Source organism: Pseudomonas sp. BIGb0176, from assembly GCF_024810175.1.
In the GTDB taxonomy this organism is placed as follows: domain Bacteria; phylum Pseudomonadota; class Gammaproteobacteria; order Pseudomonadales; family Pseudomonadaceae; genus Aquipseudomonas; species Aquipseudomonas protegens.
Map to the genome: position 1 here is coordinate 1860544 of NZ_JANUEC010000001.1, position 16997 is coordinate 1877540.

19 protein-coding genes are annotated in these 16997 nt (G+C 65.2%); 11 read left to right on the forward strand and 8 right to left on the reverse strand.

The features are described from left to right. The first annotated feature begins 169 nt into the window (after positions 1-169). From M2395_RS07875 to M2395_RS07900, 6 genes are read left to right on the forward strand one after another with little or no spacing between them, the layout of a single operon-like run. The gene (locus tag M2395_RS07875) at positions 170-3088 is read left to right on the forward strand and encodes a monovalent cation/H+ antiporter subunit A (protein WP_011060907.1); all 2919 of its coding nucleotides are present in this window, start codon (positions 170-172) and stop codon (positions 3086-3088) included. Next, on the forward strand, positions 3088-3432 hold the full coding sequence (locus M2395_RS07880; protein WP_011060906.1) for a Na+/H+ antiporter subunit C: 345 nt from the start codon (positions 3088-3090) through the stop codon (positions 3430-3432). Before M2395_RS07875 ends, M2395_RS07880 begins: the two co-directional genes overlap by 1 nt. Continuing rightward, positions 3429-5117 (forward strand): monovalent cation/H+ antiporter subunit D, encoded by a 1689-nt coding sequence (locus tag M2395_RS07885; protein ID WP_015635327.1) that lies wholly within the window; start codon positions 3429-3431, stop codon positions 5115-5117. Before M2395_RS07880 ends, M2395_RS07885 begins: the two co-directional genes overlap by 4 nt. Next, the gene (locus M2395_RS07890; protein ID WP_011060904.1) at positions 5114-5602 is read left to right on the forward strand and encodes a Na+/H+ antiporter subunit E; all 489 of its coding nucleotides are present in this window, start codon (positions 5114-5116) and stop codon (positions 5600-5602) included. The genes M2395_RS07885 and M2395_RS07890 overlap by 4 nt, the downstream gene beginning before the upstream one ends. Further along, positions 5599-5877, forward strand: coding sequence for a K+/H+ antiporter subunit F (locus M2395_RS07895; RefSeq protein ID WP_011060903.1), 279 nt, complete (start codon positions 5599-5601; stop codon positions 5875-5877). The genes M2395_RS07890 and M2395_RS07895 overlap by 4 nt, the downstream gene beginning before the upstream one ends. After that, positions 5874-6242: a Na+/H+ antiporter subunit G gene (locus tag M2395_RS07900; protein ID WP_011060902.1), complete on the forward strand. Its 369-nt coding sequence runs from the start codon at positions 5874-5876 to the stop codon at positions 6240-6242. Before M2395_RS07895 ends, M2395_RS07900 begins: the two co-directional genes overlap by 4 nt. A 137-nt stretch (positions 6243-6379) precedes the next feature. Here M2395_RS07900 and M2395_RS07905 read toward each other — a convergent pair whose 3' ends face one another. Then, positions 6380-6817 (reverse strand): DUF3995 domain-containing protein, encoded by a 438-nt coding sequence (locus tag M2395_RS07905; protein WP_123430924.1) that lies wholly within the window; start codon positions 6815-6817, stop codon positions 6380-6382. A gap of 96 nt (positions 6818-6913) precedes the next feature. On the opposite strand from M2395_RS07905, the gene M2395_RS07910 reads away from it, so the two are divergent. Then, positions 6914-7300 (forward strand): DUF2946 domain-containing protein, encoded by a 387-nt coding sequence (locus tag M2395_RS07910; protein ID WP_174824041.1) that lies wholly within the window; start codon positions 6914-6916, stop codon positions 7298-7300. A gap of 87 nt (positions 7301-7387) precedes the next feature. Next, entirely contained in the window at positions 7388-9523 is a 2136-nt protein-coding gene (locus M2395_RS07915) for a TonB-dependent siderophore receptor (protein ID WP_123430926.1), read from the forward strand. 60 nt (positions 9524-9583) lie between these two features. Here M2395_RS07915 and M2395_RS07920 read toward each other — a convergent pair whose 3' ends face one another. The 3 genes from M2395_RS07920 to M2395_RS07930 form a co-directional block, all read right to left on the reverse strand. Beyond that, positions 9584-10597, reverse strand: coding sequence for an ABC transporter substrate-binding protein (locus M2395_RS07920; protein WP_123430927.1), 1014 nt, complete (start codon positions 10595-10597; stop codon positions 9584-9586). A gap of 136 nt (positions 10598-10733) precedes the next feature. Then, positions 10734-10937: a hypothetical protein gene (locus M2395_RS07925; protein ID WP_015635322.1), complete on the reverse strand. Its 204-nt coding sequence runs from the start codon at positions 10935-10937 to the stop codon at positions 10734-10736. Beyond that, a complete protein-coding gene (locus M2395_RS07930) occupies positions 10937-11407 on the reverse strand; it encodes a hypothetical protein (protein WP_026020109.1) in 471 nt (156 codons plus the stop codon). Before M2395_RS07930 ends, M2395_RS07925 begins: the two co-directional genes overlap by 1 nt. Positions 11408-12009: 602 nt before the next feature. Between M2395_RS07930 and M2395_RS07935 the strand changes: the two genes are divergently transcribed. The 3 genes from M2395_RS07935 (at position 12010) to M2395_RS07945 (ending at position 13005) form a co-directional block, all read left to right on the forward strand. After that, positions 12010-12240: a hypothetical protein gene (locus M2395_RS07935; RefSeq protein WP_026020108.1), complete on the forward strand. Its 231-nt coding sequence runs from the start codon at positions 12010-12012 to the stop codon at positions 12238-12240. 78 nt (positions 12241-12318) lie between these two features. Continuing rightward, complete coding sequence (locus M2395_RS07940) at positions 12319-12681, forward strand: hypothetical protein (protein WP_169891827.1); 363 nt, start codon at positions 12319-12321, stop codon at positions 12679-12681. 84 nt (positions 12682-12765) lie between these two features. Continuing rightward, the gene (locus tag M2395_RS07945) at positions 12766-13005 is read left to right on the forward strand and encodes a DUF2789 domain-containing protein (protein ID WP_011060895.1); all 240 of its coding nucleotides are present in this window, start codon (positions 12766-12768) and stop codon (positions 13003-13005) included. Here M2395_RS07945 and M2395_RS07950 read toward each other — a convergent pair. From M2395_RS07950 to M2395_RS07965, 4 genes are all read right to left on the reverse strand, one after another. After that, complete coding sequence (locus tag M2395_RS07950; protein ID WP_041117759.1) at positions 13002-13220, reverse strand: hypothetical protein; 219 nt, start codon at positions 13218-13220, stop codon at positions 13002-13004. The genes M2395_RS07945 and M2395_RS07950 overlap by 4 nt on opposite strands. A gap of 121 nt (positions 13221-13341) precedes the next feature. Further along, positions 13342-14967: a methyl-accepting chemotaxis protein gene (locus M2395_RS07955; protein ID WP_123430928.1), complete on the reverse strand. Its 1626-nt coding sequence runs from the start codon at positions 14965-14967 to the stop codon at positions 13342-13344. A gap of 159 nt (positions 14968-15126) precedes the next feature. Beyond that, a complete protein-coding gene (locus tag M2395_RS07960) occupies positions 15127-15531 on the reverse strand; it encodes a TraR/DksA family transcriptional regulator (RefSeq protein WP_011060892.1) in 405 nt (134 codons plus the stop codon). A 421-nt stretch (positions 15532-15952) separates the two neighbouring features. Continuing rightward, positions 15953-16975: an ABC transporter permease gene (locus M2395_RS07965; RefSeq protein WP_011060891.1), complete on the reverse strand. Its 1023-nt coding sequence runs from the start codon at positions 16973-16975 to the stop codon at positions 15953-15955. Between the last annotated feature and the right edge of the window lie 22 nt (positions 16976-16997).

Here is a 16997-nt window from a genome sequence, read left to right on the forward strand (position 1 = left end):
GGCAGGGCATTTGCCCCACAGCACCCGGTGAACGGGCGCATCAGGCATTTGTCTCCTACCTTTGAAAGCGTATGTAACATTTCTTAGGGGGCCCGGGCCGCGCATGGCGGTTGGTGATCCAGGGCCTGGCACGTATTATGCGTCATACTTTTCCGCAGATTAGAAGCCTATGTCCCTGATAGTTCTACTGCTTCTGCCATTCATCGGCAGCTGTCTGGCGGCCCTGTTGCCGCACAACGCACGTAACACCGAATCTCTGCTGGCCGGCCTGGTGGCACTCATTGGCACCATCCAGGTGGCTCTGCTGTACCCACAGATCGCCGATGGCGGGGTGATTCGCGAGGAGTATGCCTGGCTGCCGAGCCTGGGGCTGAACTTCGTGCTGCGCCTGGACGGCTTCGCCTGGCTGTTCTCGCTGCTGGTGCTGGGCATCGGCAGCCTGGTGGCGCTCTACGCGCGTTATTACATGTCGCCGCAAGATCCGGTGCCGCGTTTCTTCGCCTTCTTCCTGGCCTTCATGGGGGCCATGCTCGGCCTGGTGATTTCCGGCAACCTGATCCAGATCGTGTTCTTCTGGGAGCTCACCAGCCTCTTCTCCTTCCTGCTGATCGGCTACTGGCACCACCGCTCCGATGCCCGCCGCGGCGCCTACATGGCGTTGATGGTCACCGGTGCCGGGGGCTTGTGCCTGCTGGCCGGGGTCATGCTGCTCGGCCATGTGGTGGGCAGCTACGACCTGGATCAGGTACTGGCTGCCGGAGACAAGATACGCGCCCACGCGCTCTACCCGATCCTGTTGCCCTTGATCCTGCTGGGCGCCCTGAGCAAGAGCGCGCAGTTCCCCTTCCACTTCTGGCTACCCCACGCCATGGCCGCGCCGACCCCGGTCTCGGCCTACCTGCACTCGGCGACCATGGTCAAGGCCGGGGTGTTTCTCCTGGCCCGCCTGTGGCCGTCGTTGTCCGGCACTGAAGAATGGTTCTACATCGTCAGCGGCGCCGGGGCCTGCACCCTGGTGCTGGGCGCCTACTGCGCGATGTTCCAGAACGACCTCAAGGGCCTGCTGGCCTATTCCACCATCAGCCACCTGGGGCTGATCACCCTGCTGCTGGGCCTGAACAGCCCGCTGGCCGCGGTGGCGGCGGTGTTCCACATTCTCAACCACGCCACGTTCAAGGCCTCGCTGTTCATGGCGGCCGGGATCATCGACCACGAAAGCGGCAGCCGTGACATCCGCAAGCTCAACGGCCTGATCAAGCTGATGCCCTACACCGCGACCCTGGCCATGGTGGCCAGCGCCTCCATGGCCGGGGTGCCGCTGCTCAACGGCTTCCTGTCCAAGGAGATGTTCTTCGCCGAGACGGTGTTCATCAACTCCAGCGCCTGGGTGGAAATCGCCCTGCCGGTGATCGCTACCATCGCCGGGACCTTCAGCGTCGCCTACGCCCTGCGCTTCACGGTCGACGTGTTCTTCGGGGAGCCGGCCACCGACCTGCCGCACACGCCCCACGAGCCGCCGCGCTGGATGCGTGCCCCGGTTGAACTGCTGGTGTTCACCTGCCTGCTGGTGGGGATCTTCCCGGCGCAGATCATCGGCCCGCTGCTGGCCGCCGCGGCGCTGCCGGTGGTGGGCGGGACCCTGCCCGAGTACAGCCTGGCCATCTGGCACGGCCTCAATGCCCCGATGATCATGAGCCTGATCGCCATGTCCTGCGGCATCGTCCTCTACCTGCTGCTGCACAAGCCGCTGGTGGCGGGCCGTTTCGCCTACCCGCCGGGCGTGGGCCGTCTCAACGGCAAGCTGTTGTTCGAGCGCAGCCTGGTGGGCATGACCCGCCTGGCCCGGCGCCTGGAACGCCGGTTGAGCACCAAGCGCCTGCAGACCCAGCTGTTCGTGCTGATCCTGGCGGCGGTGATCGCCGGGCTGATCCCCATGCTCTACAGCCAGCTGACCTGGGGCGACCGGCCGAAGATCCCCGGTTCCATCGTCTTCGTGACCTTCTGGCTGCTGGCCATCGCCTGCGCCCTGGGCGCCGCCTGGCAAGCCAAGTACCACCGTCTGGCCGCCCTGACCATGGTCAGCGTCTGCGGCCTGATGACCTGCGTGACCTTCGTCTGGTTCTCGGCGCCGGACCTGGCCCTGACCCAGCTGGTGGTGGAAGTGGTGACCACGGTGCTGATCCTCCTCGGCCTGCGCTGGCTGCCACGGCGGATCGAGGACGTCTCGCCCCTGCCCAGCAGCGTGCCCAAGGCGCGCATCCGCCGCCTGCGCGACCTGAGCCTGTCGGTGGCCGTGGGCCTGGGCATGGCAGTGCTGTCCTACGCCATGCTGACCCGCCCCACTCCCAACGACATTTCCTCGTTCTACCTCAGCCGCGCCCTGCCCGAAGGCGGCGGCACCAATGTGGTCAACGTGACCCTGGTGGACTTCCGCAGCTTCGACACCCTGGGCGAGATCACCGTGCTGGCGGCGGTGGCCCTGACCGTGTTCGCCCTGCTGCGCCGCTTCCGCCCGCCCAAGGAAAGCATGCAGTTGCCGGCGCAGCAGCGCCTGCTGGCCCCGGACGTGGTCACCGACCTGGTCAACCCGCGCCAGGCCAGCGACACCGCCCTGGGCTTCATGATGGTGCCGGCGGTGCTGGTGCGCCTGCTGCTGCCGATTGCCCTGGTGGTGTCCTTCTACCTGTTCATGCGCGGGCACAACCTGCCGGGTGGCGGTTTCGTCGCCGGGCTGGTGATGTCGGTGGCCTTCATCCTCCAGTACATGGTGGCGGGCACCCAGTGGGTCGAGGCGCAGATGAGCCTGCGGCCGCTGCGCTGGATGGGCACCGGGCTGCTGGTTGCCCTGGCCACCGGCCTCGGCGCCCTGGCCTGGGGCTACCCGTTCCTGACCACCCACACGCTGCATGTGGACCTGCCGCTGTTCGGTGATATCCACATCGCCAGCGCGCTGTTCTTCGACATCGGCGTGTACGCCGTGGTGGTGGGTGCGACCCTGCTGATCCTCACGGCCCTGGCGCACCAGTCGGTGCGGGCCCACAAGCCGGCCAGCCAGGCCAAATCCCTGACTCAGAACGGAGCCGCCTGATGGAAGAAGTCATCGCAATCGCCATTGGGGTCCTCGCCGCTTCCGGAGTCTGGCTGGTGCTGCGCCCGCGGACCTTCCAGGTGGTGATGGGCCTGTGCCTGCTGTCCTATGCGGTCAACCTATTCATCTTCAGCATGGGCAGCCTGTTCATCGGCAAGGAGCCGATCGTCAAGGACGGCGTGCCCCAGGACCTGCTGCACTACACCGACCCGCTGCCCCAGGCGCTGGTGCTCACGGCCATCGTCATCAGCTTCGCCATGACTGCGCTGTTTCTGGTGGTGCTCCTGGCTTCCCGGGGCCTGACCGGCACCGACCACGTCGATGGCCGGGAGCCCAAGGAATGAATCCGTTGTCGCACCTGATCGTCGCCCCCATCCTCCTGCCTCTGCTGACCGCGGGCATCATGTTGCTGCTGGGGGAAAAGCATCGCCCGCTGAAAGCCCGGATCAACCTGCTCTCCACCCTGCTGGGCCTGTGCCTGGCGGGCTACCTGCTGTACTGGACCCAGGTCCAGGGCGCCACCGGTTCCTTCGGCGTGTACCTGCCCAGCAACTGGCAGGTGCCGTTCGGCATCGTGCTGGTGGTCGATCGCCTGTCGGCGCTGATGCTGGTGCTCACCGGTATCATCGGGGTCAGCGCGCTGCTGTTCGCCATGGCCCGCTGGGACGGCGCCGGGGCCAGTTTCCATGCCCTGTTCCAGATCCAGCTGATGGGCCTCTACGGGGCCTTCCTGACCGCCGACCTGTTCAACCTGTTCGTGTTCTTCGAGGTGCTGCTGGCGGCGTCCTACGGCCTGATGCTGCACGGCTCGGGGCGCGCGCGGGTGTCTTCGGGGCTGCACTACATCACCATCAACCTGCTGGCCTCGTCGCTGTTCCTGATCGGCACGGCAATGATCTACGGGGTCACCGGGACCCTGAACATGGCCGACCTGGCGATGAAGATCCCCCTGGTGCCGGAAGCCGACCGCGGCCTGCTGCACGCCGGTACGGCGATCCTGGCGATCGCCTTCCTGGCCAAGGCCGGGATGTGGCCACTGAACTTCTGGCTGGTGCCCGCCTACTCCTCGGCCAGCGCGCCGGTGGCGGCACTGTTCGCCATCATGACCAAAGTCGGTGTGTACACCGTACTGCGCCTGTGGACCCTGCTGTTCTCCGGGCAAGCCGGGGCCTCGGCCTATTTCGGCAGCCAGTGGCTGGTGTACGGCGGCATGGCGACGATCTTCTGCGCGGCCCTGGCGATTCTTCCGGCCCAGCGCCTGGAACGCATGGCCAGCCTGAGCATCCTGGTGTCGGCCGGCATCCTGATCTCGGTGATCGGCTTCGCCCAGCCGGCCCTCACCGGCGCGGCGCTGTTCTACCTGTTCAGCTCGACCCTGGCGATGTGCGCGCTGTTTTTGCTGGCAGAACTGATCGAGCGTTCGCGCTCGGCCAACGAGATCCCCCTGGAGGATGAAGGCGAGATCCTGCCGCGGCCCATGGAGTCGCTGCACCCGCCACGGGGCAGCAACCTCGACGATGAACAGAAAGTGGTGGTCGGCCAGGTGATCCCCTGGACCATGGCCTTCCTCGGCCTGAGCTTCATCGCCTGCGCCTTGCTGATCATCGGCATGCCGCCGCTATCGGGCTTCATCGGCAAGCTCAACCTGATTGCCGCCCTGCTCAACCCCGAGGGCCTGGGGGCCAGCGAGGGCGCGCCGATCACCCCGGCGGCCTGGTGCTTCCTGGCGCTGTTGATCCTCTCGGGCCTGGCCTCGCTGATTGCCTTTGCCCGCCTGGGTGTGCAGCGCTTCTGGACCCCGGAGGAACGCCCTTCGCCGGTGCTGCGGCGCCTGGAGTGCCTGCCGATCGTGGCGCTGCTGGGGCTCTGCGTGCTGCTCAGCTTCAAGGCCGAGCCGTTGCTGCGCTTCACCCAGGCCACCGCCGACAGCCTCAACCACCCGGAGCATTACGTGATGGCGGTGCTGGGCACCCGCACCGTGCTCAGCCCTGAATCCAAGACCGCAGCGGCAGTGGAGGTGCACCCATGAAGCGCCTGTTCCCCGCGCCATTCCTGTCCCTGGCACTGTGGCTGCTCTGGCTGGTGCTGAACCTGTCCCTCAGCCCGGGCAACCTGCTGCTGGGCGCCCTGCTGGGCTTTCTCGCACCGCTGCTGATGCAGCCCCTGCGGCCCCTGCCGATCCGCATCCGCCGCCCGGGCACCATCCTGCGCCTGTTCCTGGTGGTGGGCCGCGACGTGCTGGTGTCCAACCTGCTGGTGGCCTGGGGCGTGCTCAACAACGGCCGGCGCCCGGTGCACTCGGCCTTCGTCAAGATCCCCCTGGACCTGCGGGACGCCAATGGCCTGGCGGCGCTGTCCACCATCACCACGGTGGTACCGGGCACGGTCTGGTCCGAGCTGTCCCTGGACCGCAGCCTGCTGTTGCTGCACGTCTTCGACCTGAAGGACGAGGCGCAATTCATCCAGCACTTCAAGGCCACGTACGAGCGCCCGCTGATGGAGATTTTCGAATGAGTGTCCTGCTGACCAACGCGATCTTGCTGAGTCTGTTCATTTTCTCCCTGGCCATGGTCCTGACCCTGGTGCGCCTGTTCAAGGGCCCCTCGGCCCAGGACCGGGTTCTGGCCCTGGACTACCTGTACATCCTGGCGATGCTGATGATGCTGGTGCTGGGCGTGCGCTACGCCAGTGACACCTACTTCGAGGCGGCGCTGCTGATCGCCCTGTTCGGCTTTGTCGGCTCCTTCGCCCTGGCCAAATTCCTTCTGCGTGGCGAGGTGATCGAATGAACAGCCTGGAACAATTGCCACTCTGGGTGGAAGTGCTGGTGGCCTTGTTGCTGGTGATCAGCAGTGTGTTTGCCCTGATCGGGGCCCTGGGCATCCTGCGCATGAAGAGCTACTTCCAGCGCATGCACCCGCCGGCCCTGGCCTCCACCATGGGCTCCTGGGCCGTGGCCCTGGCGTCGATCCTGTACTTTTCCGCGCTCAAGTCCGGGCCGGTGCTGCACGCCTGGCTGATCCCGGTGCTGATGTCCATCACCGTACCGGTGACCACCCTGCTGCTGGCGCGGGCCGCGCTGTTTCGCAAGCGCATGGCCGGCGACGATGTGCCGGCGGAAATCAGCAGCAAACGCAGCGAAACCGGCAACTGAGCACATCCGCTGCACCTAGGAGCCGGCTGCCGGCGACGAGGCCCGTGAGCCTTGCGGCGACTTCGAAAACGCCTTCGCTGGCAAGCCAGCTCCTGCACCAGCCAGTTCCTGCACTGGCCAGCGCCGGCTGACTGCCCTCAGGCCCAGGCCAGCACCAGCAACCCGGTCCCCAGCACCACGCACAGGGGGGAATAGAACAGGGTGTCGAGGCGGGCGAATTTCGAATCCCGGACTTCCTTGAAAAAACCCACCAGCTCGGAGTCGCCGATGGCCCGGGCGAACATCAGCAAGGCAATGGCGCTGATCACCCACTGCAGAGACGGGTGGGTCACCGTCGGCAGGTAGAGCCCGACCCTCAGGCACACCAGCATCGCCACCAGCAACAAAGCCACTGCCACCAGCATCGTGGCCAGGGCCGGCGGACGGAACGCCGGCTGGGTCATGCCGGGCCCCGGCCCCGGCACCTCGGGAATCACCGCATCACTGCCACGCTTGCCACCCGCAGCCCAGTACAGATGGATCAGACTGATCAACAGGAAGCTGCCAGCCACCCCCTGTGCGAGCAGAAGATTCATGTTCAGACGTCCGTGCAGAAAATGTCGCTGAAGAATGGACTCGATTGACCGTTTTTGTAAGTACGTTCGTCGCCTTCGATGATAAAGTGCCGCCCCATGAAATTTGCCCGTTCCGATCGCTCGCTCGTTGCCTGGATGCTCTATTGCTGCGTCCTGTTCAACGTGTTCGCCTGCAGCATCGGCCACGGGCAGATGCTCGGCATGCAGCTCAACGGCATCGGCGGGCAGTTCTGCAGCGTCGACCCTGCCACCCAGGCGCCGCTGCAGAAACCGGCCGACCAGGGCTCCCTGCCCACTCTCTCCAAGACCTTCGGTTGCCCGCTGTGCTCCACCGGCGGCATGGGCCCGGCCCTGAACTCCAGCCTGACCCTGGCCCTGCTGCCGCAGCCCCAGGCCCCGCTTGCGCGCACCCTGGCCAAGACCGACCTCCCCGCCCGCTCCACCTGGCCCGCGGCCCATCCCCGGGCACCGCCTCTCGCCTGATTCCTGCTCGTGCTCAACCTGCCCACTGCGCTGTCGCGCGGCGCGCGTTCGTGGGCCTTTTCCTAGCCAAGAATTCAGGATGCACCGATGAAACACCTTCCTTTGCTGGCGAGCCTGCTGGGCTGCCTGTCGATCAATGCCTGGGGCCAGCCGAGCCTCGAACTGGCCCCCACCACCATCGGCGCCGATGAGGCCGATGCCGAGCCGGGCCTGAACCTGGACCAGTCCAGCGGCATGGCCTCGCGCCTGGGCTTGAGCCTGCGCGAAACCCCGGCCTCGGTGGCCGTGGCCAGCCGCCAGGACCTGGAGCGAAGCGGCGCCCGCACCTTCCAGGAAGCGGCCAACGCGCTGCCCGGGGTCAACGCCAGTGCGCCGCCGGGGTTCGGCGGCTTCGTCTCCTACCGTGGCTTCACCAGCAGCCAGATCACCCAGATGTTCAACGGCATCAACGTCGCCACCGGCCTGGCCCGGCCCGTGGACGCCTGGATCTACGACCGGGTGGAACTGGTGGGCGGCCCCTCGTCGCTGATCAATGGCGCCGGCTCCGTGGGCGGTTCGCTGAACTACGTGACCAAGCTCGCGGACCGCCGCGAACAGGCTGCCGAAGGCCTGCTCGGCTACGGCAGCTACGACACCACGCAGACCGCTTTCGGGGTCAACCACGCCCTCAGCCCGGCCGGTGCCGAGGTGCAGCACTACGCGCGCTTGGACGTCAGCCACAACACCAGCAACGGCTACATCGACCGCCAGGAAAGGGATGCCTGGAGCCTGGCCTTCTCCCTGCTCAGCGACCTGACCCCGGACCTGTCCCACACCCTGGCGGTGGAATACCAGGATGAACACGAGGACAGCCCCTACTGGGGCACCCCGGTGCGCAACCCCAAGGCCGGTGAGCTGAAGATCGACAAGCACAACCGCTTCAACAACTACAACGTCGCCGATGGCCTGTATGAGCAACGCACGGTGTGGCTGCGCTCGATCATCGACTACCGGATCAACCCCAGCACCAGCCTGCGCAACACCCTCTACCACCTGGACAGCCAGCGCGACTATCGCAACCTGGAGACCTACCAGTACAACGCCGACAACAGCCGGGTGAACCGCTCGACCGCCTACCTGGTACGGCACCAGGGCCAGCAGGACGGCAACCAGTTCGAACTGCGCCACGACGATCAGCTGTTCGGCCTCGACACCACCTGGTCCGGGGGTTTTGAGTACAAGGTCAACAGCACCACCAACTCGCCCTGGAACGTGCCGGCCAGCAACAGCATCGATCCCGGCAACTTCCAGCCGGGGTACTTCTATGACCTGAAGGGCACCCGCCAGGGCTGGGCCAAGGACAAGACCAACCAGGTCACCACCCGCGCCCTGTTCGTCGAGAACCGCCTGGCCCTGACCGACGAGCTGTCACTGCTCAGCGGCCTGCGCTACGACGCCATCGACCTGGACGTGACCAACCACCGGCTGATCACCGCCAGCAACCCGCGCCACCTCAAGCACAGCTGGGAACCGGTCACCGGGCGCCTGGGCCTGACCTGGCAGTTCCTGCCCAGCGCCAATGTCTACGTGCAGTACAGCACCGCCGCCGAGCAGCCCAGTGGCACTCAGAACTTCGAGGTGTCCACGGGCAAGCAATGGGAAGTGGGCAGCAAGTTCGACTACCTGCAAGGACGGGGTTCGGCGACCGTTGCCGCCTATCGCATCGAGCGCAAGGACTTTGCCGTCACCGATCCCCTGGACCCGGCCAACAGCATCCCGGTGGGCCAGCAGACCTCCAGGGGCATCGAGCTGGCCAGTTCCCTGCACATCACCCCCAAGCTACTGGCGCAAGCCAACTTCGCCTGGGTGGATGCCGAGTACGGCGAGTTCAACGAGAAGATCGCCAGCGGCGCGGTGGTTTCACGCAAGGGCAACACGCCGACCAACGTACCGGACCGGCTGGCCAACCTGTGGCTGACCTATGACCTGTCGCCCAACTGGCAGACCGGGGTCGATGCGCGCTACGTGGCCTCGGTATACGCCGACAACGCCAACACCCTGCGGATGCCCGCCTACACCCTGTACGGCAGCTTCCTGCGCTACAAGGTCGACAGCCACACCACAGTGACCGGCCGGGTGCGCAACCTGACCAACGAGGTCTATGGCCAGTTCGCCCATGTGTCCCCGGCGTACTACCTGGGCCAGCCGCGAACCTTCGAGGTGGCGGTGCAGACCCGCTTCTGACCCCTGCCCTGCACCCGCCGGGCGCAAGGTTCAAGGGCCCATTCGCCGGCACGCCGGTGCCTACAAGGTGGCGGCGATCCTGTCCGCCACGTCCCGGGGCACCCAGGCGCGCCAGACGTCGGGGTGCTGCTTGAGGAAGGCCCGGGCCGCGTCCCGCGGGGCACTGTGGTTCTCGCTCATCTGCGCCAGGGCGCGGTTCAGGGGCTCGATGGGCAGGTCGACCTTGGCGAAGAACTGCGCCAGTTGCGGGTACTGCTTCTGGAATGGCGTGGACACCCCGATCGACAACCTGGAGGCCAGGGAACGGGTTGGCCGGGGGTTGGGGTTGGCGGCGTCGGTCAGGGTCTTCCAGGCTTCGGCGTCAAAGGGCGGTTCTTGCAGTTGCACCAGCTTGAAGCGCCCGAGCAGCGGCGTGGGCGACCAGTAGTAGAACAGGATCGGCTTGCCGCGACGGATCGCCGAGCTGATCTCCGCATCCAGGGCCGCTCCGGAACCGCTGCGAAAATTCACGTAGCTGTCCTGCAGGCCATAGGCCTTGAGCTTCTGCTGGTTGACGATCTCCGAGGTCCAGCCGATCGGGCTGTTGAGGAAACGCCCCTTGTCCGGGCTCTCCGGGTCCTTGAACACGTCCTTGTAGCGGGCCAGGTCGGTCACGCTGCGCAGCTCCGGCGCCAGCGGCTTTATACCCTTGGCCGGGTCGCCCTTGATCACGTATTCCGGCACCCACCAGCCTTCGGTGGCGCCCTTGACCGTATCCCCCAGGGCCTGCACCTTGCCTTCGGCCTCGGCCTTGACCCACACCGGGCTGCGCCCCGCCCACTCTTCGCCGATCACCTGGATGTCGTTGTTGGCCAGGGCCGTTTCCAGGGTGATGGTGGTGCCGGGCAAGGTGTCGGTGGTCAAGCCATAGCCCTGCTCCACCATGATCCGCAGGATCTCGGTGATCAGGCTGCCGCTTTCCCAGTTCAGGTCGGCGAAATGAATCGGTTGCGGCGCCGCCACAACCGGCTGCACCGTACTCAGGGCGGCAAGGCTCAACAGGCTGCTGGCCAGCAGCGCGCGGATTCCTTTCATCGGGGTACACCTCTTGGGTCAGGACCTGGGCCACAGGGGCAGGCAGCGCCTAAGCGCACGGCCCCCAAAGCATTAAGTCAACTGACTGTAGTAGAGGTTCAGTAGTTTCAACCCCAGGCCATTCCCGGATGGCCGCTCAAGAGGCCGGAGGCTCCTGCAACCGCTGCAACTCGCGGCGCACCATGCTGGCGTAGGCCGCGGGGCGCAGGTTGTACAGCTGGGCGGCGACCCAGTTCAGCCAGGCGCCCTGGAGCACGGTCTTCTGCGCGAACAGGCGCTGGGCTTCAGCGCTCGCGGCCTGTTGATGCTCATGGTGAAAAGCGGCGCGGCCCTGGCTCATCACTCGCTGGCCTTGAAGCTCACCAGTTCGCCCTTGCGCCATTTGGCGGCCTTGGCGGTCACCGCCTTGAGGGTCTTGGTCAGGCCTTCCTGCAACTGCTCGTTGGCGGCAAACACGGTCACCACCGAATGGCCTTCCTTGAACAGGATGCCCTGCCCCAGGGGGCTGCTGACAAAGGCGTAGTCGCCCAGGCCGTAGACCGTCAGCTTGATCTCGCGAAAGCGGATCTCCATCTTGCCGCCTTCACGGCTGGGCAGCACGGCGGCGCGAAAATGATCGCCGACCTTGAGTTCAAGGCGCGGCTTGTCGTCCACCACCAGGGCCGTCTCGGTGTCGATCTCGGCGACGTAGATGCCTTCGGCGGACTGTTCGGTGAGGTAGACAAAACGAGATTGGAACTGCTTGACCAGCTTTGCGCGCAAATCACCCAACACGAACAATGCATGCATTTCAAGATTACTTACTGCCAAGGAACACTCCCCGATACTCAAAATGATGTCGCCCGGAAAAAAACGGACGGCACGAAAAAACCGCCATGACGGCGTAGTCACCCCAATCGGTTACCCAATACACACAAGTGCAGCTGGCACTCCTGGCCACGACGCTGGCGGCGGCACTGGGCAAGGGGCATTTCGCCGATGCATCAGGCACATGTCGAAGGCGTGAGGAGTGAGCTCTGACCCGCAAAGCGTGGCGGCGCGTCGTCGGGGGTGGGTGCTGGAACAGGCCTGCTGGCCGGATGCACCCGGGTCACGATTCCCCCGGTCGGCAGCCACTTCGGGTTGCAGAGGCAATTCTAGAGCAACTTTGTGCATTTCGACTATTTAAAGCGCACACCGGCTTCGCGCGCACCCACTTCAGCAAAAGCCGGAGTTGACGCACAGCCGGTAATATTACCCAGCAACAGAAGCAGGAAGTTTCAGATTAGATCATCAGAATAATCGCCACCTAGAATCCAAATGATATAACTCAGCCCGCCATCACCCAACAACTGCCATACTCCGCCATTGATTGAATGCCCCCCTCTTGGGGGGCGTTCAAGCACTCACTCATCTCCAAGGGAAGGCTAGAAGTGACCGAACTAGATATTGGCGAGTTTTTCATTCGTGGCGAGTGCAGAGAAGTCGAAGGCGAGTTCCAGGCCGTGATTGCCATGCGCGCCAAACCCCCACTGACCCAGGTCACCTTCCACCAGGTGGAACGCGATCGCTGGTTCAAGACCTCGGAAGACGCTGCCGCGGCAGCCAGAGCGTCGGCCAAGGCCCTCAAGCAGGCCATCGACCAGGGCGCCCTGAACGCCTGACAGACAGCGCCAGTCAAGGATCCGACAGCGCGACCGATACAAAGGCGAGATCCGTTTAAGAGCATCATGATGATCGACTTGAAACCCCCATCTCGCCTGGCCGACTTCCTCAAGCCGGATCCAAGCACTGCGGTACTGGAAGCCTCGGACGACGGCGAGACCCTGGTCCTGAGCCGCTCCAGCGCGCAAACCCCGGAAGAGGCGCTGTTGCTGGCGAAGAAAAAACGCATCCGCCAACTGAAAAAGCAGATCGAGCTGCTGCAACAGAAACTGCAACGGGCCAAGGCCCGCCTGGCCACGGTCAAGGGCGCCAGTTCCGGCTCCGACACCGGCCGGGCCATGGCCCTGTCGTCCGCCCGGGCCCAGGTCATGGCCTACAGCACTGCCCTGTCCATGGCCCAGACGGCGTTGTTCCAGGCCGAGAGCGGCACCCTGGCCTGAACCCTTGGATCGAACTTGCGCGCCCGCCATGCCTCAGATGCACTGAGGCAGCGCCGGTGCTGCCCGTCACCCAAGGAGATCACCATGGAAGCGCCCACCCATAACCTCGAAGGGCTGTTCGACCAGTTGGGCCTGGATTCCAGCCCCGCCGCCATCGATGGTTTCATCGCCCGGCACTCGCCCCTGGACGAAGACCTGAAAATGATCGACGCCCCCTTCTGGACGCCCCAGCAAGCGGCCTTTCTCAAACAGCAACTGCGCGAAGACGCCGACTGGGCGCCCGTGGTGGACGAGCTCAACCTGCGCCTGCACCAGGCCGGTTAAGCCGAATGCCGCAGGTGCCGGCCGCCGGGCAGCAGCACCTGCAGCTGCTGCTGCCAGGCCAGCCGGCACTCCTCGGCCTCGGCGCGGCTGGCAAAGGCCGTGCCGCGCTGTTCGCCATTGACCAGAACCACCCAGCACGCACGACGGCCCTCGGCCCGCAGGCTGGCTGGCACGCCGCTGCCAATCATCACCGCTACATCGACTTTGCTGTACATGGCGCTACCTCCAGAAAATTAGTTAGCTGCCTAACGATGTTGGCATACTAACTAACTTGCCGGCCCCTGGAACAGCCTGTTCCTGCATTGCAGCATTACCGATAGCGTAACAATGGAGGCCTCAGCCCTTGCCCGAGCCTGGCGCCTGCTCGGGTTTGTAACCCAGGCGCAGCCCGCCCCAGTGCCGGCCGCGGACCATGATCGGCACCGAAAGGTCGTGCATCAGCTCACCGGTATCCCGGGTATAGGTCTGCAGAAGCAGCGGTTGCTGGTGGCTGCCACAGCGGATCCCCGTGCGGTCGGCGAACTTGCGCTTGCTGCGGTTATGCAGGTTGTCCACCTCGGGGTCGCCGGTCAGCGGCTGGGAAAAAACCTTGTTGTGGGTCGGCACGTAGCCTTCCTGGGTACAGGCGATGGCGAACACCAGGCCATCGTGGCGCGGCAGCAGGGATTCCTGGATCGGCGGCAGCACCTGATCGGTGTAGCGGTCGAAGCGGGTCTGGTATTTGGCCGGGTCGGTGTTGGCGATCAACTGGTAGTGACGATCGAACAGATCGTCGAGGCTGATGCGGTTCTGCTCCAGGTCGGCCTCGAACTGCTCGGCAATGCGCCGCGCGCCTTCGCGGGCCAGGTCGTAGATGCGCTGGTGATAGTCATCCAGGCCCACCGCCGCCAGGCGTTCGCTGATGGTTTCCGCCTGCCCTTCCATCTGCACCGCGGCCTGCGCCAGGCTGCGGGTCTGCTGGTCGCTGACCGCCAGGTCGCTGCGCATCTGCTCCACGGCATGAAACAGGCTGTCCAGTTGCTCGCGGTTGGTCTCGGCGCCCCGGGCGATCTCGCTGACCTGCCCTTCCACCCCGGCCGCCAGGCGCGCGATGTTGTCCAGGTGACGACCGGTGTGCTCCACCTGCTCGACCCCCAGGTTGAGGTCGTCGGCCAGCTGGCGGATCTGCTCCACCACGTCGCTGGTGCGCTGCTGGATATCTGCCACCATCACCCCGACCTCGTCGGTGGCCGCGGCGGTGCGCCCGGCCAGCCCGCGCACCTCATCGGCCACCACCGCGAAACCGCGCCCGTGTTCCCCGGCCCGGGCCGCCTCGATGGCCGCATTCAGCGCCAGCAGGTTGGTCTGGCTGGCGATGGACTGGATCACCAGGGTCACCCGCTGGATCTCCTCGCTGCGCTGGCTCAGGGCCTCGATCAGCTCACGGCTGCCATTGGCGCGCTGGCTGAGCAGGTGCATGCGGCTGATGGATTCCCCCAGCACCGTGCGCCCTTCGGCGCTGCTGGCGTGGGCCTCGCTGGCGGCGCCCAGGGCCTGCTGGCTGAGTTGGGAGGTGACCTGCTCGGTCTTGATCATCACTTCGGCGTTGCCGACGATGCGCGCGGCGGCGTCGAGCTGGGATTGCAGCTTGCCTGCCAGCTGGGTCACCGAGTAGGCCACGCCCGCCGCGGACAGTGCGTTATAGGTGGTGCCGTAGGACAGGTCGCGGGTCAGCGCCGACAACTGATCGTCAGCCGTCGCGTTCGCCACCAGGGGCCGCCCGCGCCCGCGCAACCGCGGCAGCCAGATCACCAGCACCGCCACGGGCAGGCACAGGTACAGCGACCAGCCGCCCAGGGCCTGGCCGGCGAACAGCGCCATCAGCGCCGCGCTCTGCAAGGACGGCGTCCACCAGCGGGCGGCGGTTTCGGGTGTTGCCAGCGGCTGCGCGACCGGCGCCGCTAGAGATCCATCTCTTGACATCTGTGTCACCCCACATCGTTCTAATTGTTTGCGGCATTAGACGCCACTAGAGGGCCATTATCCATGGTCCCTTAGTCGCGGGTTTGCAGCAGATCAAGAGAATGTGCGGGCGGGCACTGCCCAAAAAAACAGAGCCCCCGCTGTGGCGGGGGCTGGCGATCAGGCTTGACGCTGATGCTTGTCGATCTGCTCGTGGCGCTCTTGGGCCTCGATGCAGTACTTGGTGGTGGGGCTGATCAGCAGGCGCTTGAGGCCGATCGGCTCGCCGCTGTCGTCGCACCAGCCGAAGCTGTCGTCGCTGATCCGGCCCAGGGCCTGTTCCAGTTGCGGCAGCATGCGCTGGTCGCGATCAATGGCGTTGACCAACCAGGTGCGCTCTTCTTCGACGGAAGCGGCGTCGGCCGGGTCAGCCGGGGTGTCCAGGCTTTCAATGGCGATCCGGTTCTGTTCGATGCGCTCGTGGGTTTCCACCTTCATGGCTTGCAACAGGTCGCTGAAAAAAGCGTGCTGCTCGGCATTCATGTAGTCATCCGCCGGCATGGCCAGCAACTTTTCCTTGGTCATTGATTTCTCTATAAAAAATACGTGCATTAAGGCGAATTCAAACTGTTTCCGGTTGACCCGTCAGGTCATCAGAAAGGCGCCATACCTTCCAAGCGCCACCCGGCACTCAATTTACGAGGGGCGGCAGTCTAAGGCCGGTTTGAGGGCGCAGCAACTGAAATGACAGCGAATCTGTCCGACAAACCGCACAAAGCCCGCAAATGCGGGCTTTGGTGGCGTTTATTGGAGTGCGTTTATAACAAAAAATTCCATAGCCATGGGTCTGTTAGAAGACAAACGGCAGTGCCGGACGGCGGATTCTGGCCGTTTTCAACGATTTCCAGGGGCACCGGCCGGCGAAGAGACCGTTGAAGCGGGCCAGGGCTCGGGGGCGTGTTCGCTGGCACGCCGGCTCCTGCACCAGCCGGCGCCTCTCCCCTGCTCAGCGCTTGAGCTTGCGCTTGTTGCGGTACTGGTCGATGACCACCGCCACCACGATGATCAGGCCCTTGATGATGTCCTGGATGTAGGCATCGACCCCGACAAAGGTGAAGCCACTGGCCATGACCCCGAGGATCAGCGCGCCGATCACGGTGCCGGTGATGCGCCCCACCCCGCCGGCCAGGCTGGTGCCGCCGATCACTGCCGCGGCAATCGCGTCCAGCTCGTAGGACATGCCCATCCCCGCCTGCCCGGTGGCGGCCCGCGCCGAGGCCACCACCCCGGCCAGCCCCGCCAGCAGCCCGGCAATGCTGTAGACAATCACCAGGTGGCGCTTGACGTTGATCCCCGAAGTCCGCGCCGCCTGCATGTTGCCGCCGATGGCATAGGTGTACTTGCCGTACTTGGTGTAGCGCAGGGCGATATGAAAGATCAGCGCCACCACCAGGAAGATCACCACCGGCATCGCCCCGTGGCCGATGGCGGTGTAGGAATCGGAGAGCATGCTCACCGGCTGGCCCTGGGTGTAGTAACGCGCCAGCCCCCGGGCCGAGACCATCATCCCCAGGGTGGCAATAAAGGGAGGAATGCCGGTCAGGGCAATCACACTGCCGTTGATCGCCCCCGCCAGGAGGCCGACCCCGAGCCCGGCGAGCACCGGGATCCACACCGGCAGGTCGGTCAGCGAGGGAAACACCGCCCGGGTGAAGTCCGAGGTCTGGGCCAGGCTGGCGGCAATCATCGCCGACAGGGCCAGCACCGAACCGGAAGACAGGTCGATACCGGTGGTGATGATCACCTGGGTCACGCCGATGGCCAGCAGGCCGATCACCGAGACCTGGAGAATCATCAGCACCAGGCGCTGGGAATTGAGCAGGAAACTCTGGTCGCGGACGATCCAGCCAAACAGCTCGAACACCAGGCCGATACCGATCAGCACCAGGAAGATGCTCAGCTCGGTGGGCAGTCGTCGCCGGGGCTTGACTGCCACCGCCGCGGGTTTGTTGTCGATTATCGCGTTCATTGCCAGCCACCACCCTTGGGTT